The sequence below is a fragment of the Runella sp. MFBS21 genome, from assembly GCF_029433105.1.
Taxonomy (GTDB): Bacteria; Bacteroidota; Bacteroidia; order Cytophagales; family Spirosomataceae; genus Runella.
This window is the reverse complement of record NZ_JARNTW010000002.1, coordinates 138,334-163,328: the sequence shown is the minus strand read 5'-3', so window position 1 is coordinate 163,328 and position 24,995 is coordinate 138,334. Positions and strand designations below refer to the sequence as shown.

The following is a 24,995-nucleotide window of genomic DNA, read 5'->3' as shown; positions in this document are numbered from 1 at the left end:
GGCCTCTGGGCGCCAAGGTCACTGAGGCACAAATGCAGCCACTTTTTATTTTAAGTTATGCGTATTAAACCATTGATTCTCGTATTCTGGACATTCTTGCTTTGTCCAGCTCTTGTTCACGCGCAATCTGATTCTTTGAGTCTTACTTTGTCGCAAGCTGAACAACAATTCGTGCAAAAAAACTTCGTACTGTTGGCCCAAAAATACAATGTCAACGTAGCCGAAGCCGCCAAAGAACAAGCCAAGCTATGGTACAATCCCAACTTATTTGTAGAAACCAACCTCTATAATGGGTACAGCGGCAAACTTCTCCCCTATGGGCGCAATAGTGATTTATACAATCCGACAAGTAGCGTCATAAACGTGCAGGTGCAACAAATTGTCAGTTTGGTCAAACTCAGAAGTAAACTCGTTCAGCTGGCCGAAACCAACATTTCGCTCCAACAATCTGCTTTCCAAGACCTTATGCGCAATATCCGCTTTCAAATGGCGCAGTCGTTTGGCAATTTGGCTACCAACCAACAAAAATTGACCATGCTCCAACTGCAAGGCCAGCAACTTGCTTCGCTTTTAGAAGCCTTTCGAGCCCAGCTGAAACTAGGAGTGATTGCCCCTTACGAAGTAACGCGCCTAGAATTGGAACAAAAAAATTGGGAAAGTGACCTAACCGACCTCCACGCCCAAATCAGTCAAGATGAAGCGACGTTGCGCACGTTGTTGTCTATCAATGGATCAACGTATATTATTCCCGTTATTGAAACAAACAACGCCAAAACAGTCGTGCCTTTGAACGATTTGGTCAGTCAAGCCTTATCGCAGCGTCCCGATTTGCAACTTGCCGATCAACAGGTCACTTACAATCAACGCAACTTCACCTACCAAAAAGCCCTTGCTACCCCTAACCTTACTTTGGGAGCCGATTACCAACATGTAGGCGGCCCTTTTCCAAACTATGTAGGTGTGCAAGCATTGATTGATTTGCCGATTCGAAACAAAAACCAAGGCAACATCCAAGCCGCTCGCTGGGGTATTGACCAATCAAAAGAAAGCCGCAACGCCGTAGGAATTCAAGTAGAGCAAGAAGTAGTAAACGCTTACCAGCAATACAGTCAGGCTACTCAATTACAAGCTAAAATCACACCTGAATATCTTCAAAGCATCCAAGATATTTCTAAAAATGCCACCGAAGATTATACCCGTCGGGTGATTGATTTGGTAAGCTTTATTGACAAAATCCGGGCTTACAAAGATGCTCAATTGATGCTTATTGATAGCTCCAACCGACTGTATCAGGCTCAACAACAACTTAACTACGTCACCAATTCTAAGGTGTTTTAGAGGGTACTAACCGTCAAAAACACTGGCTTAAGACATTAGTCAAATCATTCCTACTATCTTCAATTCTGTCATTCAATGAAAACCAAGTTACTATTGTGGGTACTCTGCCTACCTGCATTTGTTCTCCTCTCATGCCAAAACGAACAAAAAAACGAAGAGCCTAAAACCAAAGACACAGACTCTGCGTTTCGCACCGATACAGTACAACTCCGTAATTACGAACAAGAGTTGCAGTTTACGGGTCAAGTATCGTTTGATCAAAAACAAGTAGATAGAGTATATCCGATGGTCAGCGGCAATGTACTAGATGTAAACGCCGAGCTAGGGGCTTACGTCAAAAAAGGGCAAATGTTGGCCAAACTTCAAAGCGCCGATGTCAGCCAATTTGTGAAAGATTACAATACTGCAAAATCGAACTACGACATTGCCAAACGCAACGCCGACAATGTAGAGCAATTGTATAAAACGAAATTTTCGTCAGAAAATGACTTGGTCAATGCCCGCAAACAACTCGAAATCGCCTCTTCTGAATTGGAGCGTTCGAGCCAAGTGTTGAAAATGTACGGCGGCACTTCGGCCAATAGCCAGCCTATTTTTACCGTCACTGCCCCCGTAAGCGGCTACATCGTAGAGCGGAACATTAACCCCAACATGCAAATTCGTCCCGACAACGGAAACAGCCTTTTTACGATTTCTAATCTTTCGGATGTGTGGGTACTTATCAACATTTATGAGTCTGACATTCAGGCCGTCAAAGTAGGTCAAGAAGTAAATATCAGCACACTTGCTTATCCCGACCGCGTGTTTCAGGGCCGTATCGACAACATCAGTCAGGTCATTGACAATGACAGTAAGGTGCTTCAAGCGCGAGTAGTGCTTCAAAACCCAGGGGGTTTGCTCAAACCCGATATGTTTTGTACGGTAAAACTTCATATCGAAAAACCCGAAAAACTGTTGGCCGTCAACCCCAAATCGGTGATTTTTAGCGAAGATCGTTATTTTGTTATTCTCGACAAAGGCAAGGGCAATTATAAATCGGTTCCCGTAGAAGTCATCAAAAGTACCTCCAAATACAGCTATATCAAAGCCAATCTCCGCGACGGCGACCAAGTCGTGACTGAAGGTGCGCTTTTGTTATTCAATGAATTAACCGACTAAGTCATGAACAAATTCATCAAAAATATCATTGGCTTTTCACTCAAAAACAAGGGCATCGTCTTTTTTGTGACCTTGTTGGTAGTGATTGCAGGGGCGGTAAGTTTTTACAACACCCCCGTCGAAGCCTATCCCGATGTCACCAACACGGAGGTGGTGATTATCTCCCAGTGGCCTGGCCGTAGCGCCGAAGAAGTAGAGCGTTTTATTTCGATTCCGATTGAGACCGAAATGAATTCTATCAGTCGCCGTACCGCGATTAGGAGTGTCAATTTGTTTGGACTGTCATTTATCAAAATCATTTTTGAGGACGGTGTTGACAATTTTAGCGCTCGTATGGAAGCCAGTCAAAAGCTATCTAACGTTGACCTTCCCGAAGGAGTAAATGCCGAAATCCAACCTCCCGCAGGCCCCACGGGTGAGATTTATCGCTACACGCTTACTTCACCCGACAAATCGGTAACTGAGCTCAAAACGATTCAAGATTGGGTGATTCAAAAAAATATCAAAGCGGTACAGGGCGTAGCCGACGTAGTGAGCTTTGGCGGACGCGTTCGCACCTTTGAAGTAAGCGTGAACCCCAATTTACTCACTAAATACAACCTCACTGCCCTCGACGTGTATGACGCCCTCCAACATGCCAACGTAAACGTAGGTGGCGACATCTTGCGCGAAGGTCAGCAAGCCTTTGTAGTACGTGGGATTGGGATTGTAAAAAATGTGCCTGACATTGAAAAAATCATTGTCAAAAACATCAATGGCGTCCCAGTTCGGATTTCAAACATCAGTACCGTTCGTCCTTCTAATTTGCCTCAGCTAGGCATCGTTGGTCGCGATTTTCACGACGATGTGGTCGAGGGCATCGTGCTCATGCGCAAAGGAGAAAACCCTGGAGAAGTATTACCAAAACTCAAAGAAAAAATAGCTTATCTCAACTCAACGGTATTGCCGCAAGACGTTAAAATCAAGGTATTTTACGACCGTACCGAACTCAACAACCACACCATGCACACCGTAGGTGAAAACGTAGCCTTGGGGATTACGCTGGTGACGGTCATCTTGTTGATATTTTTAGCGGATTGGCGTACAACCGTTACGGTTGCTCTTATCATTCCACTCGCGTTGTTGTTTGCTTTTATTTTAATGCGGGTCAAAGGCATGACAGCCAACCTACTTTCCATTGGTGCCATTGACTTTGGTATCATCATCGACGGAGCGGTGGTAATGGTCGAAGGGCTGTTTGTGATGCTGGCACACTGGGCCGAAAAAGAGGGAATGGAAAGTTTCAACAAACGTGCCAAACTAAGCCGAATCCTCAAAACGGCGGTAGAAATGGGAAAATCCATTTTTACGTCTAAGCTCATCATTATCACGGCCTTATTACCTATTTTCTCCTTCCAAAAAGTCGAAGGAAAGCTGTTCAGTCCGTTGGCATTTACGATTGGATTCGCCTTGTTGGGTGCGTTGTTGTTGGCACTTACATTTGTTCCTGTATTGAGCAGTATTTTGCTAAACAAAAACGTCAGAGAACGTCACAATCCCATCATTACGTGGCTCAACAAAGCTTACGCACCCATGCTCGACGGCATGATGAACCACCCCAAACGAGCCATGGTAGCGGGTGTAACGGCGCTCGGTTTGGCACTCGGTGCCTTCCACTTTGTAGGTTCTGAGTTTTTGCCACAGCTCAACGAAGGTTCGATTTACGTTCGGGCGAGTATGCCTCTCAGTATCAGCCTCGAAGACAGCTACCACTTTACGCGTAAGTTTCGTCAGGTGTTTGAGCAGTTTCCTGAAGTAAGAGGGGTTATTAGCCAAACAGGCCGCCCCAATGACGGTACCGACCCCACGGGTTTTTTCAATCAAGAGTTTTTTGTGGACTTGTACCCTGCCAACGAATGGAAACGCAACATCACCAAAGACCAGTTGGTAGCTGAAATGCAAGCCAAATTAGCGGGTTTCAGAGGCGTTGATTTTGGGTTTTCACAACCTATTTCTGACAACGTTGCCGAGGCAGTTTCGGGAGTAAAAGGGTCGATAGCCGTAAAAATACAAGGAGATGACCTTAACGTATTGGACAAAAAAATCACGGAGGTTTTCAACGTCCTCAAAAAAGTACAAGGAGTAGAAGACTTAGGCATATTTCGCAACTTAGGTCAGCCCGAGCTTCGTATTACCCTCAATCCCGACAAAATGGCCCAATACGGCATTGATGCCGTTGATGCCAATGCGGTTATAGAAATGGCGATTGGAGGAAAAGCCGTAAGCCAAGTGTATGAAGGTGAAAAGAAATTTGATTTGCGCCTTCGCTACGACCAGCCGTTCCGGTCTTCCATTGAGCAAATTGGTCGGCTCCAAGTGCCTACCCTCAACGGTGGCAAAATACCTTTAAAACAAATTGCGAGCATAGAAAACGTAGCGGGACCTGCTTTTATTTACCGCGAAGACAATGCCCGTTTTATCGCCGTGAAGTTTTCGGTACGTGGCCGCGACTTAGGAAGCACCATCGCTGAAGCTCAAAAGAAAGTAAATGCCGTTGTGAAATTGCCTAAAGGTTACGAAATGAAATGGAATGGGGAGTTTGAAAACCAGCAACGGGCGCAAAATCGCTTGGCCTTGGTGGTACCCATCAGCTTGATTTTGATTTTCTTTATCTTGTTTGTGTCTTTTGGCAACGCCCTCGACTCCATTTTAGTCCTCCTCAACGTGCCTTTTGCGCTCATTGGCGGAATTGCGGCGTTGCTTCTCACGGGGGTCAACTTTAGTATTTCGGCGGGGGTTGGGTTTATCGCGTTGTTTGGGATTGCGACCCAAAACGGTGTTATTCTTATTAACAATTATCACAAGAACCTGAAAGCAGGAATGCCGTTGATTGAGGCAATCAAAGAAGGTTCCAAAGCCATGCTGCGTCCGATTGTAATGACAGCCTTGATGGCATCATTGGGCTTGTTACCAGCGGCCATTTCAACAGGTATTGGTTCCGAGACTCAAAAACCACTGGCGATTGTCGTCATCGGCGGGCTTATCACGGCTACTTTATTATCGTTGCTTATCCTTCCGACTGTGTACGAATGGATTTACAGCAGCCGCGAAAAACGCAAACAATTGTTAAAACAGTAACTTCAATGGTTTAATTAATGGCAGAAAACGCTACTTGGACTTCCGAGTAGCGTTTCTTACGTTTGCTAGGTCATTCATCCCACCTCGTCATTCCCACGATAGGAGCATTTGTCATTCCGATGTTGTCATTCCGACCTAAGGAGGAATCTACACCACTACAAAGAGGAATCAGTCCCCTCCTTGCGTCGGGGGGACAAAGGAGAAAGTTTTTTGACTTTTTTTGTCATTCCCATGTTGTCATTCCCATGTTGTCATTCCGACGCAAGGAGGAATCTACACCACTACAAAGTGGCTCAGTTCCCTCCTTACGTCGGGGTGACAAAGGAGAAAGTTTTTTGACTTTTTTTGTCATTCCCATGTTGTCATTCCGATGTTGTCATTCCGACGCAAGGAGGAATCTACACCACTACAAAGTGGCTCAGTTCCCTCCTTACGTCGGGGTGACAAAGGAGAAAGCTTTTTGATTTTTTTGTCATTCCGCTGTTGTCATTCCCATGTTGTCATTCCGACCTAAGGAGGAATCTACACCACTACAAAGAGGAATCAGTCCCCTCCTTACGTCGGGGTGACAAAGGAGAAAGTTTTTTGACTTTTTTGTCATTCCCATGTTGTCATTCCCATGTTGTCATTCCGACGTAAGGAGGAATCTACACCACCACAAAGTGGCTCAGTTCCCTCCTTACGTCGGGGTGACAAAGGAGAAAGTTTTTTGACTTTTTTGTCATTCCCATGTTGTCATTCCCATGTTGTCATTCCGACCTAAGGAGGAATCTACACCACCACAAAGTGGCTCAGTCCCCTCCTTACGTCGGGGTGACAAAGGAGAAAGTTTTTTGACTTTTTTGTCATTCCCATGTTGTCATTCCCATGTTGTCATTCCGACCTAAGGAGGAATCTACACCACCACAAAGTGGCTCAGTTCCCTCCTTGCGTCGGGGTGACAAAGGAGAAAGGCAGTGCTTTAGCTAAACTTCTTCTTCAAGTATTCAATTGAATGCTTATAAGCATCTGCCGTAGCCGTTGCATCGTGCTTAGGATTACTTGGATTGGCAAAGCCGTGTACCGCATCATACATTTTCACAGTCACTTGTTTGCCCGCAGCCTTCATATTCTGCTCAAACTGCTCTACCATTTCAGGCGACGGAGCTTTGTCCTGTTTTCCAAAAATACCCAATACATCCACGTTCAAGGTTTTAAGTTTTTCTACATCTTGCTCTGGACGACCATAGTACATCACACAGCCTATGGCTTGCTTACCTTCCAATAAGGCCGACTTCAACGACAACATTCCACCGAAGCACCAGCCTACACTCGCAATTTTGGCTTTTTTGCCTACGTGATTTAAGGCGCCTTGCATGATAGCCGTCAAACGTTCTTGTGGTACTGACTGCATGATTTTTCCGGCTTCCTGCGGAGTAGTACCCACTTGACCATCGTACATATCCAAAGCCAACACGTTGACATTCCCCAAATCATTGTAGTATGTTTCGGCTTCGTGCTTGATGTGGTCGTTGAGTCCCCACCATTCTTGGTACACAAAAAGCCACTTATCCGACTTCTTGGGCGCTTTAATCAAAAAGCCAGAACCCGTTTTACCATCGGGCGTCGGAAAGGTAATAGTTTCCCCTTTGCCAGCATAACGATAAGCCGCAGGTGCCTCATGCATGGCCATAAAATTGGCATCTGCCGCCCACGCTGCCATGTCATGAGAGGTTTGACACAATGGAATCGGTGCCTCGACGGGCCGCTGAATAAATGCCTGCAAAGCAAACATTGCCCCTAACAAAATCAGTCTTTTCATTGGAAAATGGGATAAGATGAATATAAATGTATTTACATACAATTTTAACCAAAATCCTTCTAAATGGTTTCAAAACACCCAGAAAATTCATAAGCTAAATTATTTTTTTACAAAAACTATAAAAATAGCTTGAAAACTACGTTTATAGTTATATATTTGAGCTATGGAAAAACTAACAAACAAAGAAGAAGAAATTATGCGGGCACTCTGGAAAGCCGAACGCGCTTTTGTAAAAGACCTTTTGCCATTTTTTACCGACCCGCCTTTGCACTACAACACAGTATCGACTATCATTCGTAACCTCGAAGAAAAAGGCTATGTAGGTCACCATTCTTATGGCAATACCCACGAATACTTTCCACTTATAAGCAAGGAAAACTATCAAAATCAATTTGTTATCAATAAGTTGGTAGGCGAATATTTTGATAATTCGTACAAAAATATGGTGTCTTATTTTGCCAAGAATGACAAAGTAAGTGCTGAGGAACTCCGCGAGATATTGCAAATGATTGAAAAGGGCAATTAGCCACAAAACCTAAACCTCTACTGCCATGCCGTACGCGCTGTTTTTTTATCTTCTAAAAGCCAGTTTGGTTTTAGCGATTTTGACCACTGCTTATGCGTGGCTGGTCAAGAAGGAAACTTTTTTACAAGTGAATCGGTGGCTTTTGTGGCTCAATGTTGCCGCTACGCTACTGTTGCCGATTGTGCCTTTACCCGATTTTGAGTGGTTGCCTGATGCGCCTGCTCAAGCTGTTGCGAGGGTATTGCCTACCGCTCCTCCGTCTGTCGCTACCGTTCCTCTTTCGGTTTCGGTGCCTTCCACTTCTCCACCTTCTTCTACTGCGCCTGTCTCACTTTCTACGCGAGAGACTGATTATACGCTATAGGACTGGCTTACAATTGGATATGCATTGGTAGCGGGAGGATTGTTGATAAAACTTCTGATACAGATTGGCGTGTTGTGGAGGCTCAAAGGTCAGAGTTCAATTAGCACCACAGAATACAACATTACGTTGGTTGAAAATCCTAAAATCAGTTCTCCTTTTTCTTTTTTCAACTGGATTTTTTTCAATCCTGAACTTTATACCGAAGACGAATGGAATCAGATTTTTATCCACGAATGTATACATGCTCATCAACGTCACAGTATTGATGTGCTTACGGCAGAGCTTTTGAAGATTGTGTTTTGGTTGAACCCTTTTGCTTGGTGGCACCAAAAACTCGTCCAAGAGACGCTAGAATTTATCACCGACCGCGCCGTACTTGACAGCGGTATCGAGAAAAAGTCTTATCAGTATCATCTTTTACGAAATACCTTAGGCAACGAAACGCCTTCTATCACTAATCATTTCAACCAATCAATGCTCAAAAAGCGCATTCAGATGATGAACAAGCGTAAGTCTGCTTGGAATGTTATTGGAAAATATGGATTGTTTATAGCTACTATTTGGTTGTGTGCGGCTTTTACCAAACCTTATCAGGAAATAGTAAAAACGAATCTCATAAAAAAAATACCTGAATTGAAGGCCGCTTTTGTAACTAAAGAAACCCCGAAATATGAAAAATTAAAAGATTTCATCTGGGTTTCACCTAAAATTCTGGAAGAAGATACTGCCACCTTAGAGCAGTCCATGCCCTTGGTTTCTACCAATAACCTTATATCCGATACCAAATATGTTTATTACAAAGACAGTGTTTTATATTGGTTGATTACTCCCAAGGTCACATTGGAAAATGTAGTAGATATCCGAAAAGAATTTACAAAGCATCAGATTTTATTTGACGTGGAAGAATTCAAAACCGATCCTCTTCACCAATTCATCATCAAAATAGACGTTAAAGGACATGGACTAAAGAGAGGAGAGTGTGGGTTTGCATTAGAATCCTCTTCTGACTTAGGTCAACCTATCAGTTCACGCGTAGGATATATCACTATCAGCAAAAACAAATCTTGCGGCACATCAAATGTCACTCCATTTTTTAAACAAATAGCCACCGCCGATGAGGCTATTGCCAACGAAGAATGGACTAATAACCAAATCGAATATAAAATAAAATAAATAAAGCACTCTTAAACACGGGAGTGGGTGGTAGCTCAAGTGTGACCATTACCCAACTTACCGAAACAAGTCGTCTTGGTAAAAAATCAAACCTAATCAACTTGTCAAGTGATGGTTATCTATCTATCGCGCAGCCAAGGCGCAGAGATATTTTTTTGTTAGATGGTCGTCCTTCTTCTTTGGAAGAAATTGAAAAAATTTCAATCAAAGATTTCTATTCGGTCATTTTTAAGGAAAAATGGCATGAAAACAAGCTTCTACGCGATCATTATGTAATGGTGTTTACCAAATCTTTATAAGCCATGAAACCTCTCACCAATCCCGAACATTTTACATTTACCAACCATTTCAACCAATCGATGCTCAAAAAGCGTATTCAGATGATGAACAAGCGTAAGTCTGCTTGGAATGTCGTTGGAAAATATGGATTGTTTATAGCTACTATTTGGTTGTGTGCGGCTTTTACTAAACCTTATCAGGAACAAGTTAAAGTGATGCTCCTAACGAAAGTTCCGGTTTTGAAAAAAGTACACAAAACCCCATCAGCAGCCCCATTGCAGGATTTTGTATGGAAAACTCCCACCAAAAAGGCTTCTCCCCAAGACTCTTCTTTAGGAAATGAAACGACTTCTAATGAAATCCCAATGCCTAAGATTTCTTCTACCAAATATGTGGTTTACAAGGGCGATTATCTCCACCTACTCATTACGGCAAAAACACCATTTGAAGAGCTAGTGAAAATTCGTCAGGAATTAGACCAGCATGGATTAGGAATAGACATTATAACTTGGCAAATGGATTCGTCGGGTAGGTATATTAGAAAAGCAGAAATGTTAGTTAAAAGTTTTTCTTCTATGCCTCGCCTCATCAAAAGAGGAGAAGATACGGACTCTAGACCTATCGAGCCTATTGCTGTCATATTGTTGTTCCAAAAATCTCCCCAAATTATTTCTTTGGAACAGAGCCGCAAAACGAGCTTAACTATCCCTCTACTTGAGGGTACCACACCTCAGGAGCAAAGCCTCAAGCATCTAGCCCAACTTGACAATTGGCTTGCCCACTTTGATGGTAGATGGTCACAAGCTTTCTACGAAATCATAAACAGGTATCGGCAATTGGGCATTTACAATGTTCCTACTAGTATGTTTTTGGCGAAATCCTTGACCAAAGAAACCACTCCACATTTTCATCAGGCTTTTGCCATTATGACAAATAGCCAACGCAAAGATGTAATAAAAGTAAATGAGTCACTCCATAGAGCCAAATTTAGACTCAATGATAATCCTGCTTTATTGTCTGATATTGAAAGCATTCCGATTGAAAAATTCAAACACGCTATCAAATACGAAGTAGAAGACAAAAAAGCTAACCTTCACGAAATTAATATTTTAGTGTACACTACAAAAGACAACTAGCCATGAAACCTCTCACCAATCCCGAATATTTTGCTTTTACGAATCATTTCAACCAATCAATGCTCAAAAAGCGCATTCAGATGATGAACAAAAACGCCGTTACTTGGAAAACAGCGTTACAATATCTCTTATTCGCGGGGGCAATAGGTTTAGTTTTTTCTTTTTCCAAACCTTCTCTTACAATTGATGAGGCTGAAAAATCAAAGTATTTGCATCAAAACCAAAACGAGTTTGAATGGGTGATTACGCCTAAAATTTCTTTAGGTGATTTAGCCATTATTCAGCAAGCATTGAAAAAGCAGGATATTGATTTTAAGGTTTCAAAATACGTCTTAGACAACTCTCAAAACTTCATCAAACAAATTGAAACTTATCAAATCGGCAAAGGGTACAATTCTGTATATACTCATGGCAATGAAAGCCATAAACTCCCTTTTAAATCTAAATTTTATAAGTACAACCCTCATACAAATCAGTTTTCATCTTCTCTCAAACCTTCCTCCTCTACTTTAGAAAAGATAGCGAAAGAAGATGAAGCAAGTGCCAAGGAAGTCTTCTCTAGCCGAATTTTGCAATACCAAATTTCTGAGCTAAAAATAAAGCACGGCATGTCGTGGGATAAGTTGCTTTACATGTCAACTAATAGCTTTACTCAAAATCCCTTTGAAGGAATTGAAGGGACACCTACGTATAAAATTAATACGCCTGCTAATGAAGTTTTGAAAAAAGCATTAGAAAATAGAAGCGCTCTTTTTAGACAAAATGGTTTTCCCGTTTCTTATGAGTATGTAAGCAAACTAGCCCCCAATCAAATCAAAGAGTTTGCATCTTTTGTAATCTATGATGCTAAAAATTTATACAAGCCTCAATCATTTGTTCTTATTCATACTTACTAAAGCCATGAAACCTCTCACCAATCCCGAATACTTTACTTTTACGAATCATTTCAACCAATCAATGCTCAAAAGAAGAGTTCAGATGATGAATCGCCGCCCTTCTTCTTGTAATGCTTGGAGATATTTCATTTTTGGGTTTGTGGCATTTTCAACAATGATGTGCCAGCCTAGCATCCACTCTGAATCTATCACAGATACGCAACAAGAATTTGGGGAACAAAAAAATTTAGAAGTAGATAACAATGTTTATGAAACAAAGACATTCCATAAAGGCGATACCGTTATCGTAGAAGAATACCACCAAGGCAAACTACTAAGCTTTACAAAAAGTTGGGAGGTTGAAAAAAAATGGGCATATACTTGGACAGGGAATCAAGTACAACTGAAGGAAGCGAGTGACAATCAAAAAAGACATACGATGCTTTACATTAGCTCCGACAATCGTCTTGCGCTGTACGAAGAATTCAAAAACGATATTGACATTTTTGTGGATGGAGAGCGCATCACTCAAACAGACTTGTCAAAAATCCAAATCAACCATATCTCAAAAATCTACGCTCACAAAAGAGAAGAAGAAATACCCATGATTAAGCTTGCGGCTAACAACGTAAATACGCCTCAAAAAAACGCTCTTCTCAAAATCTCTATCTGATTTGGATTGAAAGAATAAAGTCCAAAAACAAAGACACCTGAGCCTAACCAGACTCAGGTGTACTCTAAACAACCCATTCTCGCAAGATTTTTATAAATAAGCTATGCTAGCACAGCTTCTTCTAAATGACAAATTAATACGGGGATGTGCGTCGCCAATACCATTTTTTTAGACACACTCGGATTGATAATACTTGATAGCCAATCGCGTTTGCGTGTAGACATCACAATCAAATCCGCCTGATTTTCATCCGCATATTTCTGCAACCCTCCTACTACCGACTCATCATCGATGGTATGAAGCGTGTATTTTTTATCCCCAAATACGCCTTTAATGTCATTCACAAACTGCTCATCGTCAAACACATTGACCTCAAAAGGGGCATTTACTTTTACCAAATCAAGCTCCGCCTTGAAATGTTCGGCAAGGTTGAAAGCAAACCCTAGGGCATTTTCTTCAGGTCTTTCAAGCTCGGTGGCATATACTATTTTTTTAATAGTAATCGTCTGAGTTTGTGGCGGCAATACCAGCACCGGACAAGTTGCCTTAGAGGCCACTGCCGACGCGACACTTCCCATGATTTTGTCGAGCCAGCCGCCTTTGCCAGTACGCCCCATTACAACCAAAAGCGGTTTTTCGGCTTTGATTTCGTCCAAAACCACCTCTACCGCACTCCCAAACACCAATTTACTTTTGCAAGCGTAGCCATTGGCCCGGCATTCTTGCGCCCACGATTCTAGTTTTTCACTTTCAATTTTCTCAGTCTGCTCGGTCAATACCATCAATGCATCCGCAGGAAGATTAGGATCTACCACCGGGGGGTGATACGCATGTACCAAAAAGAGTCCTGCGTCATAACGTTCGGCTATTTCTTGGGCTAATTCCAAGGCCTTTTGCGAATTTTCAGAGAAATCGGTCGGAACCAAAATCGTTCTCATTGTTTTTTGAGGTTGGTTGGATGCCATAAAATTGTATAGATAAAAGATGAAATGATATGATAAAAATCAGTAAACTTGGTGATAAATGTCAATCACGTATGTAAACTTTGCGTTAAAAGTTAATTTTCCATAAAAAACTATACCAATGACCTCACGTTCTGTCTTTTTCCTTCTATGTTTTATGGCAGGTATAACCTGTTTTTCACAAAAAAATCCACCAGCATCTGGTTTTGATGAAGCGGGGTCTGATGCCAAAGCGATTCAAATTGCCGACCAAGTCATGGAAAACATGGGCGGACGCAAAAACTGGGACAAAACCCGCTACATCGCTTGGAATTTTTTCGGTAATCGTAAGCTTATCTGGGACAAATGGACCGGCAATGTACGAATCGACAATGTCAACAATGACCAAACTCTCCTTCTCAATATCAACACCGACAAAGGGCGGGTTTTTAAGTATGGCCAAGAACAAACAGCCCCCGATTCTATCGCCAAATACGTACGTAGTGGCAAAGGTGCTTGGATCAATGATAGCTATTGGCTAGTGATGCCTTTCAAACTCAAGGATTCGGGCGTGACACTCAAGTATCTAGGAGAAGACAAAACCCAAGACGGTGTAGAAGCTGACCTTCTTCAACTTACTTTCAAAGGCGTAGGCAATACCCCCGACAATAAATACAAGGTATGGGTAAAGAAAACAAACCCAATGGTATGGCAATGGGCGTATTTTGCCAAATATGATGCCGAAAAGCCTAATTTCATTCGCCCTTGGACGGACTACAAAAAACACGGCAAAATCTATCTTTCTGGGGAGCGCGGCGACCGTGACTTGACCGATATTGTGGTTTTTGACAAACTTCCTGATAGTATTTTTACCGATTTTGCCCGTCCTGATTTATCCAAATACCCCCAAGCCAAATAATCGATGTTTCTAACATCCAAAGCCGCTATCGCCAACGGTCAGGGCGGTTTCTCAATCCAGACCTTACACCTAGATGCTCCTCAAGGCGATGAGGTAATTGTCCAAATCAAAGCGGCGGGCATTTGCCACACTGATTGGGATTCACAATCGTGGGGCAAGCCCATCGTAATGGGCCATGAAGGAGCAGGTATCGTGACGCAGGTGGGGCCGCAAGTTACCCAAGTGCAAGTAGGGGATGCGGTCATGCTCAATTGGGCTATTCCTTGCCATAAATGCTTTCAATGCCAAGAAGGAAATCAACATATTTGTGAAGTCAATTCTCCTGTCACCGCAGGCAACAAAGCCTCAGGAGGCCATGCCACGCTGACTTCAACGCGGCTCAACGGCCAACCTATTGAACGCGCTTTTAGCCTCGGCACCATGTCCGAATACACCTTGGTCCGGGAAGCGGCTTGTGTCAAAATCAATGTCGATATGCCTTTTCCATCAGCGGCGATTGTGGGCTGCGGCGTTATGACGGGTTATGGGTCGGTGGTCAATGCCGCCAAAGTAAAAACTGGTAGCTCCGTAGTAGTACTTGGCACAGGCGGGGTAGGTTTGAATGTGATTCAAGGTGCTCGCATCGCCGGAGCTGCCAAAATCATCGCTGTTGATATCAATCCACTACGCCTCGAAATGGCCAAAGAATACGGTGCTACCGACACGATTTTGGCCGATAAAAATGATGAAGGATTACTAAAAGCAGCGGAGCAAGTCAAAACCCTGACTTCGGGAAGAGGGGCAGACTATGCTTTTGAGTGTACCGCTATTCCTGAGCTAGGCGCTGCACCTCTAGCCATGATTCGTAATGCGGGAGTGGCTTGCCAAGTCAGTGGAATCGAACAAGAAATCAAAATAGACATGAATCTTTTTGAATGGGACAAAATCTACATCAATCCACTCTATGGCAAAGCCCGCCCTCAAATCGATTTCCCGATTTTACAGGAGCTTTATGCCAAGGGTGATTTGATATTAGATAAAATGATCACAAAAACTTATCCTCTTGAGGAGCTTGCCACGGCTTTTGCGGATATGCACGCTGGACGCAACGCCAAAGGGGTCGTTGTATTTTGATAAAAATTTTCAAATACACTCATTCAATACCGACTTGCGTATATTTGCAGTATGAACAATCCCCAAGCCAATAATCCCCTCCACGGTGTCACCCTCGAAATGATGCTCAACCACCTTGTAGCTCACTACGGTTGGGAAGTGATGAGCGAATATGTCAATATCCGCTGCTTTCAGTATGATCCAAGCATCAAATCAAGTTTGAAGTTCTTGCGTAAAACCCCTTGGGCTCGCGAAAAAGTAGAGCAACTTTATCTTATGAGTTTGAATGATTAAAGAAATACATCCATTCGCTCACAAATCTTTGTCTTGCTCCTCAATCGTAGCCATCAATTTTTGAAGTGCGACTTGGCGTTCGGGGGTAGTTTCGGGATACGACATATCCAATTTTTGAAGTTCCGAAATCAAAATTTGTCCTACTAGCAATCTCATATTTTTCTTATCATCGGCGGGTACCACATACCAAGGGGCTTTTTCGGTAGCAGTGGCATTGATAGCTTCTTCGTAAGCTTCCATGTATTGCTGCCAAAATCCCCTTTCTTTGACATCCCCCTCTTCAAACTTCCAATTTTTAGAAGGGTCTGCAATGCGCTCAATCAGTCTTTCGCCTTGCTCTTTTTGTGAGATATTCAAAAAAATCTTCACCGTACGAATTCCATTGCGGTAAAGGTACTTCTCAAAATGAGCAATATCATCGTAGCGATGCTTCCATACTTTATCCAAATCTTTGGTAAGCTCTATCGGAAGTTTTTGGGATTTCAACAAAATTTCGGGATGAACTTTTACCACCAATACTTCTTCATAATGACTCCTATTGAATATGGTGATATTGCCTCTCTCAGGCAAATGTACCAGATGACGCCACAAAAAATCATGGTCAAGCTCAAGTTCTGAAGGCCGTTTAAAAGATTGAATCTTTACGCCAATCGGATTTACTCCCGATAGTACGTGCTTGATAGTCCCGTCTTTACCAGCGGCATCCATCGCCTGAAAAATCACCAACAATCCATATCGGCTATGGGCATACATGCGACTTTGGAGCTCGTCCATCGTAGTACGAAAATCTTTCAATTTAGCCTCATAATCAGCCTTATCTCCATATAAATCATCGATTTTGGAAGCTACTTTTTTGATACTAAACTTTTGATTTCCGTCGAAACGAAAGTCGTTGATATTGATTTTTTTTGTCATGATTTGTTTATTTTTTATTCACCTAAAGGCTACAATTCATTTACGAAAATCAAAAATAGAAATATTACACTTAGATTGGCTTTTGCTGAACTTTTAGCGATAATTCTTTTTTACTCATACGTATCCTCTCTTTATTTTTTATGCGCCTCACTTACTTAAAGCTCATTGCCACAGTGTTTTTTTGGGGTACCAACTTTGCCGCTGGCAAAATCGCCCTCCAATCATTAGGTCCTTATTCGATTTCTTGCTTGCGCTTTGTTTTAGCTTCTTTATTATTGATGGCATTTTTGTATCGTACCAACGGCAAATTTCCCGCCCTTACCAAAAGTCAATGGGGTTTGGTATTGGTCGCCGCTTTTACCGGGGTATTTCTCTACAATGTATTTTTCTTTTCAGGAATGCAATACATGAGTACCGTTCGGGCTTCATTAGTGATTGCTTTTGTACCCGTCAGTGTGACACTCGGAAGTTGGCTATTTTTAAAAGAGCAGGTATCGTTTATCAAATGGATGGGCATTGTTTTATCTATTGTGGGCGCCATAGTGGTGCTTACGCGTGGCGATTTTATGGCTTTATTTTCTGACAATACTTGGGGACTAGGAGAGCTGCTTATCATGGGATGTGTCATAAGTTGGACCGTGTACACGCTGGTAGGAAAAATCACTTTGCGCCAAATGCCTGCTCTGACTTTGAGTGCTTATTCGGCCACTTTAGGAGCGCTACTATTGCTAGGCCCCGCCTTACAACACGATCTTATTTCCCAAATCACCCACAGTAGTTGGCAGTCTTTGGCATCGGTATTGTACATGGCCACTACTGCCACTGCACTGGGTTTTATCTGGTACTATGAAGCAGTACAACAAATAGGAGCTACCAAAGCCGCTGTGGTAGGCAATCTTACGCCCGTTTTTGCAGCCTTGATAGCGGTAAGTTTGTTAGGCGAAAAACTTACATGGAGTACCATTATAGGCGGTGGTTTGGTGATGCTAGGCGTATGGCTGACCGCTAAAAAATAAATCTACATTTTAGGGCAAATTACAATCATACAAAATCGGCTCGCAAGATATGCGAGCCGATTTTGTATGATTGTAGCGCTATAGTAAAATTACTTAGCTGTTTTTTTGGTTTTAGGAGAGCTTACCTGTGGGGCATTCATAGCCATATAATCTACCACCAAATGACTTAGAGACTTCACCCCTAAAGTAAATCCACTCTCATCAATATAAAAATCGGGAGTATGATGAGGTGCTACATCGTATGGGCTTTTGCCTTTGGCCATCCCTCCTAAAAAGAAGAAGAAACCCGGGATTTTTTTCTGGAAGTAACTAAAATCTTCGGCTCCCGTCGCTACAGGGGTAATGAGTACTTTGTCTTTGCCCGCAAGCGCTTCTAAAGTCGGAATCATCTTATCGGTCAGAGCGGGGTCATTGACCGTGGCAGGATACCCTATTCCTATCTCTACGTCGGCCTTGGCACCCGCGCTTTCGGCGATATGGTTAGATATCTCTTTGATACGACGATGTACCAACGCTTGCTGCTCATCACCAAAAGTCCTGATAGTGCCAATCATTTCCAATGATTCTGGAATGATATTGTAACGAATACCGCCATGAATAGCACCTACTGTTACCACGGCAGGATTTTCGGTAATATTGACATTCCGACTTACTATCGTTTGTAGTCCCATCACAATTTGCGAAGCCGTCACAATGGGATCTACGCCCGACCAAGGATTGGCACCGTGGGTTTGTTTGCCTTTGAGCTTGATAGTCAATTGGTCTACTGCTGCCATTGTCGCGCCTGGCCGATAACGAATAGTACCTACCTCGGTTTGAGAATTGATATGTAAACCAAAAATGGCATCTACTTTGGGATTCTCCAAAACCCCCTCTTCTACCATACGATTGGCACCGAAAGTCCCTCCCGTATATACGCCTTCTTCAGCAGGTTGGAAAATCAGCTTTACCGTACCCGCGAGGTCTTTTTTCACCGAAGCCAATACTTCTGCCACCCCCATCAAAATCGCCACGTGGCTATCATGACCACAAGCGTGCATAACACCCGTTTTTTGATTATTAAATTCAGTAGTTACTTTAGATTTAAAAGGAACATCCACACGCTCAGTCACTGGAAGCCCATCCATATCGGCACGTAAGGCCACCACAGGGCCAGGCTTTCCTCCTTTTAAGACACCCACTACGCCCGTTACGGCTATCTTTTCTTGCACTTCATAGCCTAATTTTTTCAGATGCTCAGCCACAATACCCGCTGTTCTGAATTCTTGATTCCCTAGCTCGGGATGCTCATGCAAATCGCGCCGCCACGCAATTACTTTGCTTTCGATTGCATCGGCGGCTTGGTTTATGACTGGCTTGAGGCCACTTTGGGCATGAGCTTGCCCTAGTGCTGTCGCCAGTAAAGCGCTAAAAAGGAGTGTTTTTTTCATCAAGTTTTTAGTTTGGATCAAGAAAATTTTCAAGCAATTTATAAAAAAACGAGCTGCTAAGTTCGATATTCGCAGTTTAAACTAAGTAAGTAATGCAAAAACTTCTTTTCATAGACCGCGACGGGACCATTATCGTCGAGCCTCCCGTTGATTTTCAAGTAGATTCACTAGAAAAACTGGCTTTTTTACCCAAAGCGATTTCTAATTTACGGCGCCTTGCCGAAGACACCGACTATGGTTTTGTGATGGTGACCAACCAAGACGGGCTAGGTACTGATTCTTTTCCTGAGGATACTTTTTGGCCAGCCCAAAACAAAATGCTCCAGACCCTTGAAGGAGAAGGTGTGGTATTTCAAAATATTCATATCGACCGTAGCTTTCCTCACGAAAATGCCCCTACCCGCAAACCCGGTATAGCCTTATTGACAGAGTATTTCAGTGAAGATTATGATTTGGCCAATAGCTACGTAATAGGCGATCGCCTTACCGACGTTCAGCTTGCCGTCAATCTCGGCGCGAAAGCCATTTTTATTGCCCCCGAATGGCCCGACAACCTTACTCCCGAACTCAAAAAAGCCATTACGCTTGTTAGCAACAATTGGGATGAAATTTATGAACACTTGCGCTTACCAGCCCGTACTGCATCAGTAGAGCGAAATACCAAAGAAACCCAAATCAAGATAGAACTTAATTTAGACGGTAGCGGAAAATCAGAAATGCAAACTGGGCTTGGTTTTTTCGACCATATGCTCGACCAATTGGCCAAACATTCAGGTGCTGATTTGAAAATATCAGTGGTAGGTGACCTACACATCGACGAGCACCATACTATCGAAGATACCGCCCTAGCGCTAGGAGAAGCTTATCGTAAAGCTTTGGGCGATAAGCGCGGCATCAGTAGGTATGGTTTTTTGCTTCCAATGGACGAAGCTCTCGCACAAGTCGCTATTGATTTCTCAGGACGCCCTTGGTTAGTATGGGATGCGGATTTCAAACGCGAAAAAATCGGAGAAATGCCTACCGAAATGTTTTATCATTTTTTCAAATCTTTTTCTGATACCGCTCAATGCAACCTCAACATCAAATGTGAAGGCAGCAATGAACACCACAAAATTGAGGCGATTTTCAAGGGTTGGGCTAAAGCCATAAAAATGGCAGTAAAACGCGACCTCAAGGCACTGGATGTTTTGCCCTCTACCAAAGGAGTGCTTTAGATTGATAAGAATCAGCAGAGAAATTCTTAAAAAAACAAGGATTAAACTTGTATCTAACCTCCTCCCCTTATTACTTTTGTACAGTTTGTAAAAGGTTTCACAAAATCAAAATCAATATAATGGACTTAAGAACTATTGGTACTCTTATATTTTACGCTACATTGCTTGGACTAGCATTTTGGGTAGGAAGCCTCTTAGAAAGTCAAGAGCGTAACTACAAAAAATTCTTCAAAGACTAAGCCCAGTATTCAATCCATAAGAAGGCGAGCTGGTAGATAATACTGATAGCTCGCTTTTTTTATATACTATCACCAAAATCGCAATCGAATTTCGAGCATCTATCATATTATGGACATCAAAGGAAGAGTGATTCAGCTATTGGCCTTACAGACAGGAGAAGGCAAAAACGGCGCATGGAAAAAACAGGATTTTGTCATCGAAACCGAAGGGCAATATCCCAAAAAAGTGTGTATCTCTGCTTGGGGAGACAAAATCAATGAAAGTGCGCTACAGATTGGCAATGACGTCAATGTATCTTTTGACATCGAAAGCCGTGAATACAACGGTCGCTGGTATACCGACGTAAAAGCGTGGAAAATTGAGTCCCTTAGTGCATCTTCTGTTGAGGCAATGCCTACGGCTTCTACCTCCTCACGCCCCACTACCGAACTACCCACCACTTTTAAAAGTGACGACGAAGATAGCTTGCCTTTTTAAAGATATGAAATGGCGGAAACCAAAAGCGAATTCGCTCATTCGCTTTTGGTTTTATAAATCATCGTCGGTTATCATTTTTAAATAAACCCCATTGGTCCATCCAAAACCGTCTTGATTAGGATACTCTCCTCCTTGCGCTGATTCTTCTTGCCCTTCCACGTTGTACTTCTCCATCATCTTGCCTGCTTTGGCATAGTACATCTCGTTGTTTTGGGTCCAGCGTCGTTTTATTTCTTTGGCAAGTGTTTCAAAACCATAATTTTTAAGCCCTCTATAAGCTATCCATTGAAGTGGTGCCCAGCCGTTGGGTGCATCCCATTGTTGATGAGTGGTTTGTAAAGTAGTTAGTAGTCCTCCCTCTCTTAAAAATTTCTTTTCTAATACTTCGGCTACTTGAGTCGCTTGGGCTTGCGAGGCAATTCCAAAAAATAGTGGAAACACTCCTGCTAATGTATGATTTGGGACAATAACCTGCATCTTCCAATCATAATCAGAATAAAACCCCTCTGAAACATTCCAACAATATTTCTCGATAGCACCTTGCCTTTGAGTCGCTTTTTGTTGATAAATAGCCTCCAAAAAGTGATTTCCATTGTTTTTATAGGCCCTTTGAAGACATTTTTCGAGATAAAAAAGCAAACAATTCAAGTCTACCGGAATAATATCGGTCGTATGAATAGTCGTCATATTTTGACCATCTTTAAACCACCTACTGCTAAAATCCCAGCCCGACTCTGCTGCTGCCCGCACATGTCGATATACATCTTCAGGCTTTTGGTCTTTGATTTGTTGTGCCAACGCTACATCTTCTTTGTAAGCTTCGGGCCGAGGAAGAGGCACATCATCCCAATAGCGATTGAGTACGCTTCCGTCAGGAAGCATTACGGTCCGGGCTTGGGCACGTTGATGATCATCTTGTAACGAAAGTTTTTCTCGTCCTTTCATCCAAAAGCCATACTCTTTTTCCAGTTGGGGTAAGTATTGCTGCCACACCTCTTCCCCTTGGTGAGTTGCCAAAAGCTGCACCATAAGGGCAAAAAAGGGAGGTTGCGAACGCCCAAGATAATAAGTACGATTGCCATTGGGGATAAAACCAATGGTATCAATCAGATGTGCAAAGTTATTGACCATGCTTTCGATGAGCGCATACTGCCCCGACACCTCCAATCCCAGCATAGTAAAGTACGAATCCCAATAATAAATTTCTCTAAACCTTCCCCCTGGTACCACATAATCGTAAGGAAGCTCAATCAATGTTCCTTGGGCTTTGGCGGGGGAACGTGTCAAGATAAGCCATAAGTCCTCCAAATGTAAGCGCAGGGGTTTTGATGGGTCGCTTTGATAATCAGCAGGTTGTGCTATTGGTATTACAAAAAACATTTCTACAAAAGATTTTAAATCAAAATCTGGTTCTTGTTTTTGCCGATGATAGGCTTCCAAAATCTCTGCAATAGTGCCCTTAGCGATGGCATCTGTAAAAGTCTTTGAATCAGAGAATATCCCACTTTGTTGGATTTCTTCATACAAACACTGAAAATCTTCCATGAGCATAAAACCGGAGTTACGTGCTTCTAACAAAGTCATGGGAGTAAATTTTAGATACGATAATTAGTTTAGAAAACTGAAGAATAGCTATAAAAATCAAATTAATGCCCGCCCATTGAATCAATCTGAACGGTAGTATTTTTTCCTTGCAATCGGCTAAAAAAATAGAGCGCAACTATCAAAAGACCAATCGGAACAAGTGAAAAATAAAAAGCTGTTTGCCCTCCATAATGTTCAAAAATATAGCCTGTAATCAGCGAGCCGGTGGTTCCACCCAAAGCCGAAAAAATCACAATCAAGCCCGACATGAGTCCGTGTTGTCGTACAGGAAGTGAGCTAAGAATCAGCGAGTTGATAGCAGGATAGATAGGAGCTAAAAAAAGACCAATTATGGGAAAAATAAAAGCGGCTAAAGGTGCATTTCCCCAGCCTGTCACCTGACTTGTATCGATGTTTTGGGCCAAAGGAAGAGCTACCAATACCAGCCCCCCCGACACTATCAAACAACCCACTAATACAATTAACCAATTGAGTTTTTTGAGAAGAACCCCCGCCAAAAACCGCCCCACTGCCGTCGCAATCGCCAATAGACTCGCCATCTGAATGCTCAATGCAGCCGGTAAATGCAGTACTTTGTTGTTGAAGGTAGGCAACCAGCTCATGATACTTTGCTCAATCAAAACATAGGTAAATGCACATATTACAAATACCAGTACTAGCGGTAACACCACCAACCGAAACATTTCCACAAAGTCATCCAGGAAGGGCTTGCTCTCTTCGGTTTGGAGCGAAGATTCATCAAAAGAAGTAGTAAGAAGTAGGGTAAAGGCAATAAGTGATATCGCACCTAGGATATAATATACATTGAGCCAAGCAGTAGGCGAGCTCTCATCAATAAAACCACTAAAAATAAAATAACCTGCCAAAATGCCAATCATAAAGAAAGACTCAATGAAATTCATGAGGCTGATGTGTTCTTTCTTGTCGGCAGTTACAAGACCAATCGTCCCGTATACCGAGACTTTGATCAAAGCAAATCCCGCTCCTGCCACTGCAAATAGCACTTTGGTCATACCAAAAGAATGAATCGTGGGCATCAACAGACACACCAAGGCATTGAATCCCAATGCAATCAGCATGGCATTTTTGTAACCAAGGCGATGAATATAGGAAGCTACCAAAAACGATACCGCCGCAATACTCAAATCTTTGAAAGCCTCTAATACCGAGGCCGAAGTCTCTGATACGTTGTAGGTATGTTGGACTTGCAAAATCACCGTACCGACGCTATTGAGCAAAATCGCAAAAACGAAATAATTGAGAAATATCGAAAGCTTTACTTTCCAATAAGATAGCATAACATTAAAAATATAGATAAGGGAGGAATAAAAAACTAAAAAAATGAAGCGGGATAACACCCGCTCCTTAAACATCATAGGTTGTGAGATAAAGCCAATTTTTAAAGTATTCATGGCAAAGTTCAAATTTTTCTCAAGAAAAAAATAAACTCCTATTGCTCAATTTTTATCCTGTATTAAGATTTTTATCCCTATTTTTGGGTTAATCATCTTAACACAGGCGATGAAAACCGAATTTGAAGTCATTCGTCCCGATGAAGGGAGCTCTTTTCGCATTTTACACAACATCGTATTGCCCGAACTTTTCCGGTGGCAATTTCACTATCATCCCGAATACGAGATTGTGTGTGTATATCAGGGCTCGGGGCGGCGGCACGTGGGGACGCATTTGAGCTACTACGAAGACGGTGATTTGGTTTTTATCGGTCCCAACGTCCCCCACTCTGGTTTTGGACAAGAGGCCGTTGGTCCCCATGAAGAAATTGTGGTGCAGCTCAAGGAGAACTTTTGGGGGAATGATTTTTTGGAAATGACCGAAATGAGTGCTATCAAACGCCTTTTTGAGCGGTCACACCAAGGCATTTGTTTTTATGGAGATACCAAAGTACAAATCAAAAAAAGACTCAAAAAACTGCTAGAGTTACCTCCTTTTGAGCGTTTTATGGAGCTTGTCAATATCCTACATGTATTGGCCAATACGTCCGAATGCTACTTTCTCAATGCCGAAGGACTCAAACTAGAAGTAAGCCAACGCGACGAAGTACGTCTTAATCGGGTTTTGAAATATGTTCAAGAAAATTACCAAAAACCTATTGACATCCAAGAAATAGCTTCGCTTTCGCACCTTACGGTTCCTTCTTTTTGTCATTATTTCAAAAAAATGATGAACCTGACTTTTACGGAATTTGTAAATCAGTACCGTGTCAACCAAGCCACGCGGCTACTAGCTAGCAATCGCAGCATTACCGATATTGCCTACGAATGCGGTTTTGGCAATGTGGCTTATTTTAATCGGGTTTTCAAATCCCATAAACAACAAAGCCCTTCGGTGTTCCGAAAGGCTTTGAGAATAAATTAATACTTAAGCAATAAGCTCCGCGCGGGCGACCCCGTA

Annotated in this window: 23 protein-coding genes; 17 read left to right on the top strand and 6 right to left on the bottom strand. The window is 42.5% G+C overall.

The features are described from left to right. The first annotated feature begins 72 nt into the window (after positions 1 to 72). The 3 genes from P1X15_RS04965 (at position 73) to P1X15_RS04955 (ending at position 5,613) form a co-directional block, all read left to right on the top strand. A complete protein-coding gene (locus P1X15_RS04965) occupies positions 73 to 1,338 on the top strand; it encodes a TolC family protein (RefSeq protein ID WP_277337038.1) in 1,266 nt (421 codons plus the stop codon). Positions 1,339 to 1,413: 75 nt separating this feature from the next. Next, positions 1,414 to 2,496, top strand: a complete 1,083-nt coding sequence (locus P1X15_RS04960) for an efflux RND transporter periplasmic adaptor subunit (protein WP_277337037.1) — start codon at positions 1,414 to 1,416, stop codon at positions 2,494 to 2,496. 3 nt (positions 2,497 to 2,499) lie between these two features. Next, a complete protein-coding gene (locus P1X15_RS04955; RefSeq protein ID WP_277337036.1) occupies positions 2,500 to 5,613 on the top strand; it encodes an efflux RND transporter permease subunit in 3,114 nt (1,037 codons plus the stop codon). Positions 5,614 to 6,574: 961 nt separating this feature from the next. Here the strand turns inward: P1X15_RS04955 and P1X15_RS04950 are convergent. Continuing rightward, positions 6,575 to 7,414 (bottom strand): dienelactone hydrolase family protein, encoded by an 840-nt coding sequence (locus tag P1X15_RS04950; protein ID WP_277337035.1) that lies wholly within the window; start codon positions 7,412 to 7,414, stop codon positions 6,575 to 6,577. Positions 7,415 to 7,577: 163 nt separating this feature from the next. Between P1X15_RS04950 and P1X15_RS04945 the strand changes: the two genes are divergently transcribed. The 7 genes from P1X15_RS04945 to P1X15_RS04915 are packed head-to-tail and all read left to right on the top strand — an operon-like array spanning position 7,578 to position 12,440. Further along, a complete protein-coding gene (locus P1X15_RS04945) occupies positions 7,578 to 7,940 on the top strand; it encodes a BlaI/MecI/CopY family transcriptional regulator (RefSeq protein ID WP_277337034.1) in 363 nt (120 codons plus the stop codon). A 25-nt stretch (positions 7,941 to 7,965) separates the two neighbouring features. Next, positions 7,966 to 8,304 (top strand): hypothetical protein, encoded by a 339-nt coding sequence (locus P1X15_RS04940; protein ID WP_277337033.1) that lies wholly within the window; start codon positions 7,966 to 7,968, stop codon positions 8,302 to 8,304. A 24-nt stretch (positions 8,305 to 8,328) separates the two neighbouring features. Next, a complete protein-coding gene (locus P1X15_RS04935; RefSeq protein ID WP_277337032.1) occupies positions 8,329 to 9,477 on the top strand; it encodes a M56 family metallopeptidase in 1,149 nt (382 codons plus the stop codon). Positions 9,478 to 9,518: 41 nt separating this feature from the next. Then, complete coding sequence (locus P1X15_RS04930) at positions 9,519 to 9,776, top strand: hypothetical protein (RefSeq protein ID WP_277337031.1); 258 nt, start codon at positions 9,519 to 9,521, stop codon at positions 9,774 to 9,776. 3 nt (positions 9,777 to 9,779) lie between these two features. Next, positions 9,780 to 10,892, top strand: a complete 1,113-nt coding sequence (locus P1X15_RS04925) for a hypothetical protein (protein ID WP_277337030.1) — start codon at positions 9,780 to 9,782, stop codon at positions 10,890 to 10,892. Between the two features lie 2 nt (positions 10,893 to 10,894). Next, the gene (locus P1X15_RS04920; protein ID WP_277337029.1) at positions 10,895 to 11,788 is read left to right on the top strand and encodes a hypothetical protein; all 894 of its coding nucleotides are present in this window, start codon (positions 10,895 to 10,897) and stop codon (positions 11,786 to 11,788) included. 4 nt (positions 11,789 to 11,792) lie between these two features. Next, complete coding sequence (locus P1X15_RS04915) at positions 11,793 to 12,440, top strand: hypothetical protein (RefSeq protein ID WP_277337028.1); 648 nt, start codon at positions 11,793 to 11,795, stop codon at positions 12,438 to 12,440. A gap of 101 nt (positions 12,441 to 12,541) precedes the next feature. Here P1X15_RS04915 and P1X15_RS04910 read toward each other — a convergent pair whose 3' ends face one another. Then, on the bottom strand, positions 12,542 to 13,378 hold the full coding sequence (locus tag P1X15_RS04910) for a universal stress protein (protein ID WP_277337027.1): 837 nt from the start codon (positions 13,376 to 13,378) through the stop codon (positions 12,542 to 12,544). Between the two features lie 145 nt (positions 13,379 to 13,523). Between P1X15_RS04910 and P1X15_RS04905 the strand changes: the two genes are divergently transcribed. Genes P1X15_RS04905 through P1X15_RS04895 form a run of 3 tightly spaced genes read left to right on the top strand, consistent with a single transcriptional unit; the run spans position 13,524 to position 15,686 of the window. Beyond that, positions 13,524 to 14,300, top strand: a complete 777-nt coding sequence (locus tag P1X15_RS04905) for a hypothetical protein (RefSeq protein WP_277337026.1) — start codon at positions 13,524 to 13,526, stop codon at positions 14,298 to 14,300. Positions 14,301 to 14,303: 3 nt separating this feature from the next. Continuing rightward, complete coding sequence (locus tag P1X15_RS04900) at positions 14,304 to 15,413, top strand: Zn-dependent alcohol dehydrogenase (protein ID WP_277337025.1); 1,110 nt, start codon at positions 14,304 to 14,306, stop codon at positions 15,411 to 15,413. Between the two features lie 51 nt (positions 15,414 to 15,464). Continuing rightward, on the top strand, positions 15,465 to 15,686 hold the full coding sequence (locus P1X15_RS04895) for a VF530 family protein (RefSeq protein ID WP_277337024.1): 222 nt from the start codon (positions 15,465 to 15,467) through the stop codon (positions 15,684 to 15,686). Between the two features lie 18 nt (positions 15,687 to 15,704). Here the strand turns inward: P1X15_RS04895 and P1X15_RS04890 are convergent, their stop codons facing one another. Then, positions 15,705 to 16,601 (bottom strand): polyphosphate kinase 2 family protein, encoded by an 897-nt coding sequence (locus P1X15_RS04890; protein WP_277337023.1) that lies wholly within the window; start codon positions 16,599 to 16,601, stop codon positions 15,705 to 15,707. A 140-nt stretch (positions 16,602 to 16,741) separates the two neighbouring features. On the opposite strand from P1X15_RS04890, the gene P1X15_RS04885 reads away from it, so the two are divergent. Further along, a complete protein-coding gene (locus P1X15_RS04885; protein ID WP_277337022.1) occupies positions 16,742 to 17,617 on the top strand; it encodes a DMT family transporter in 876 nt (291 codons plus the stop codon). A gap of 89 nt (positions 17,618 to 17,706) precedes the next feature. Here the strand turns inward: P1X15_RS04885 and P1X15_RS04880 are convergent, their stop codons facing one another. Next, a complete protein-coding gene (locus P1X15_RS04880; protein WP_277337021.1) occupies positions 17,707 to 19,047 on the bottom strand; it encodes an amidohydrolase in 1,341 nt (446 codons plus the stop codon). A gap of 92 nt (positions 19,048 to 19,139) precedes the next feature. Here P1X15_RS04880 and hisB point away from each other — a divergent pair, with 92 nt between their 5' ends. Beyond that, positions 19,140 to 20,261: a bifunctional histidinol-phosphatase/imidazoleglycerol-phosphate dehydratase HisB gene (gene hisB / locus P1X15_RS04875; protein ID WP_277337020.1), complete on the top strand. Its 1,122-nt coding sequence runs from the start codon at positions 19,140 to 19,142 to the stop codon at positions 20,259 to 20,261. Between the two features lie 348 nt (positions 20,262 to 20,609). Then, the gene (locus P1X15_RS04870) at positions 20,610 to 20,978 is read left to right on the top strand and encodes a DUF3127 domain-containing protein (protein WP_277337019.1); all 369 of its coding nucleotides are present in this window, start codon (positions 20,610 to 20,612) and stop codon (positions 20,976 to 20,978) included. Between the two features lie 51 nt (positions 20,979 to 21,029). On the opposite strand, the gene treA is transcribed toward P1X15_RS04870, so the two are convergent. Both treA and P1X15_RS04860 read right to left on the bottom strand, forming a co-directional pair. Next, complete coding sequence (gene treA, locus P1X15_RS04865) at positions 21,030 to 22,562, bottom strand: alpha,alpha-trehalase TreA (RefSeq protein WP_277337018.1); 1,533 nt, start codon at positions 22,560 to 22,562, stop codon at positions 21,030 to 21,032. Positions 22,563 to 22,624: 62 nt separating this feature from the next. Further along, positions 22,625 to 23,995 (bottom strand): MFS transporter, encoded by a 1,371-nt coding sequence (locus tag P1X15_RS04860; RefSeq protein ID WP_310586008.1) that lies wholly within the window; start codon positions 23,993 to 23,995, stop codon positions 22,625 to 22,627. Positions 23,996 to 24,104: 109 nt separating this feature from the next. Between P1X15_RS04860 and P1X15_RS04855 the strand changes: the two genes are divergently transcribed. After that, on the top strand, positions 24,105 to 24,959 hold the full coding sequence (locus tag P1X15_RS04855; protein ID WP_277337017.1) for an AraC family transcriptional regulator: 855 nt from the start codon (positions 24,105 to 24,107) through the stop codon (positions 24,957 to 24,959). Positions 24,960 to 24,995 lie beyond the last annotated feature (36 nt).

Bases quoted from the DNA above. Each gene is read 5' to 3' on its own strand.
- P1X15_RS04885 (WP_277337022.1), top strand. From the start codon at position 16,742: ATGCGCCTCACTTACTTAAAGCTCATTGCCACAGTGTTTTTTTGGGGT.
- P1X15_RS04940 (WP_277337033.1), top strand. From the start codon at position 7,966: ATGCCGTACGCGCTGTTTTTTTATCTTCTAAAAGCCAGTTTGGTTTTA.
- P1X15_RS04900 (WP_277337025.1), top strand. From the start codon at position 14,304: ATGTTTCTAACATCCAAAGCCGCTATCGCCAACGGTCAGGGCGGTTTC.
- P1X15_RS04870 (WP_277337019.1), top strand. From the start codon at position 20,610: ATGGACATCAAAGGAAGAGTGATTCAGCTATTGGCCTTACAGACAGGA.
- P1X15_RS04880 (WP_277337021.1), bottom strand. From the start codon at position 19,047: ATGAAAAAAACACTCCTTTTTAGCGCTTTACTGGCGACAGCACTAGGG.
- P1X15_RS04895 (WP_277337024.1), top strand. From the start codon at position 15,465: ATGAACAATCCCCAAGCCAATAATCCCCTCCACGGTGTCACCCTCGAA.
- treA (WP_277337018.1), bottom strand. From the start codon at position 22,562: ATGACTTTGTTAGAAGCACGTAACTCCGGTTTTATGCTCATGGAAGAT.
- P1X15_RS04960 (WP_277337037.1), top strand. From the start codon at position 1,414: ATGAAAACCAAGTTACTATTGTGGGTACTCTGCCTACCTGCATTTGTT.
- P1X15_RS04860 (WP_310586008.1), bottom strand. From the start codon at position 23,995: ATGAATACTTTAAAAATTGGCTTTATCTCACAACCTATGATGTTTAAG.
- P1X15_RS04905 (WP_277337026.1), top strand. From the start codon at position 13,524: ATGACCTCACGTTCTGTCTTTTTCCTTCTATGTTTTATGGCAGGTATA.
- P1X15_RS04915 (WP_277337028.1), top strand. From the start codon at position 11,793: ATGAAACCTCTCACCAATCCCGAATACTTTACTTTTACGAATCATTTC.
- P1X15_RS04890 (WP_277337023.1), bottom strand. From the start codon at position 16,601: ATGACAAAAAAAATCAATATCAACGACTTTCGTTTCGACGGAAATCAA.
- P1X15_RS04950 (WP_277337035.1), bottom strand. From the start codon at position 7,414: ATGAAAAGACTGATTTTGTTAGGGGCAATGTTTGCTTTGCAGGCATTT.
- P1X15_RS04925 (WP_277337030.1), top strand. From the start codon at position 9,780: ATGAAACCTCTCACCAATCCCGAACATTTTACATTTACCAACCATTTC.
- P1X15_RS04955 (WP_277337036.1), top strand. From the start codon at position 2,500: ATGAACAAATTCATCAAAAATATCATTGGCTTTTCACTCAAAAACAAG.
- hisB (WP_277337020.1), top strand. From the start codon at position 19,140: ATGCAAAAACTTCTTTTCATAGACCGCGACGGGACCATTATCGTCGAG.
- P1X15_RS04910 (WP_277337027.1), bottom strand. From the start codon at position 13,378: ATGAGAACGATTTTGGTTCCGACCGATTTCTCTGAAAATTCGCAAAAG.
- P1X15_RS04945 (WP_277337034.1), top strand. From the start codon at position 7,578: ATGGAAAAACTAACAAACAAAGAAGAAGAAATTATGCGGGCACTCTGG.
- P1X15_RS04920 (WP_277337029.1), top strand. From the start codon at position 10,895: ATGAAACCTCTCACCAATCCCGAATATTTTGCTTTTACGAATCATTTC.
- P1X15_RS04855 (WP_277337017.1), top strand. From the start codon at position 24,105: ATGAAAACCGAATTTGAAGTCATTCGTCCCGATGAAGGGAGCTCTTTT.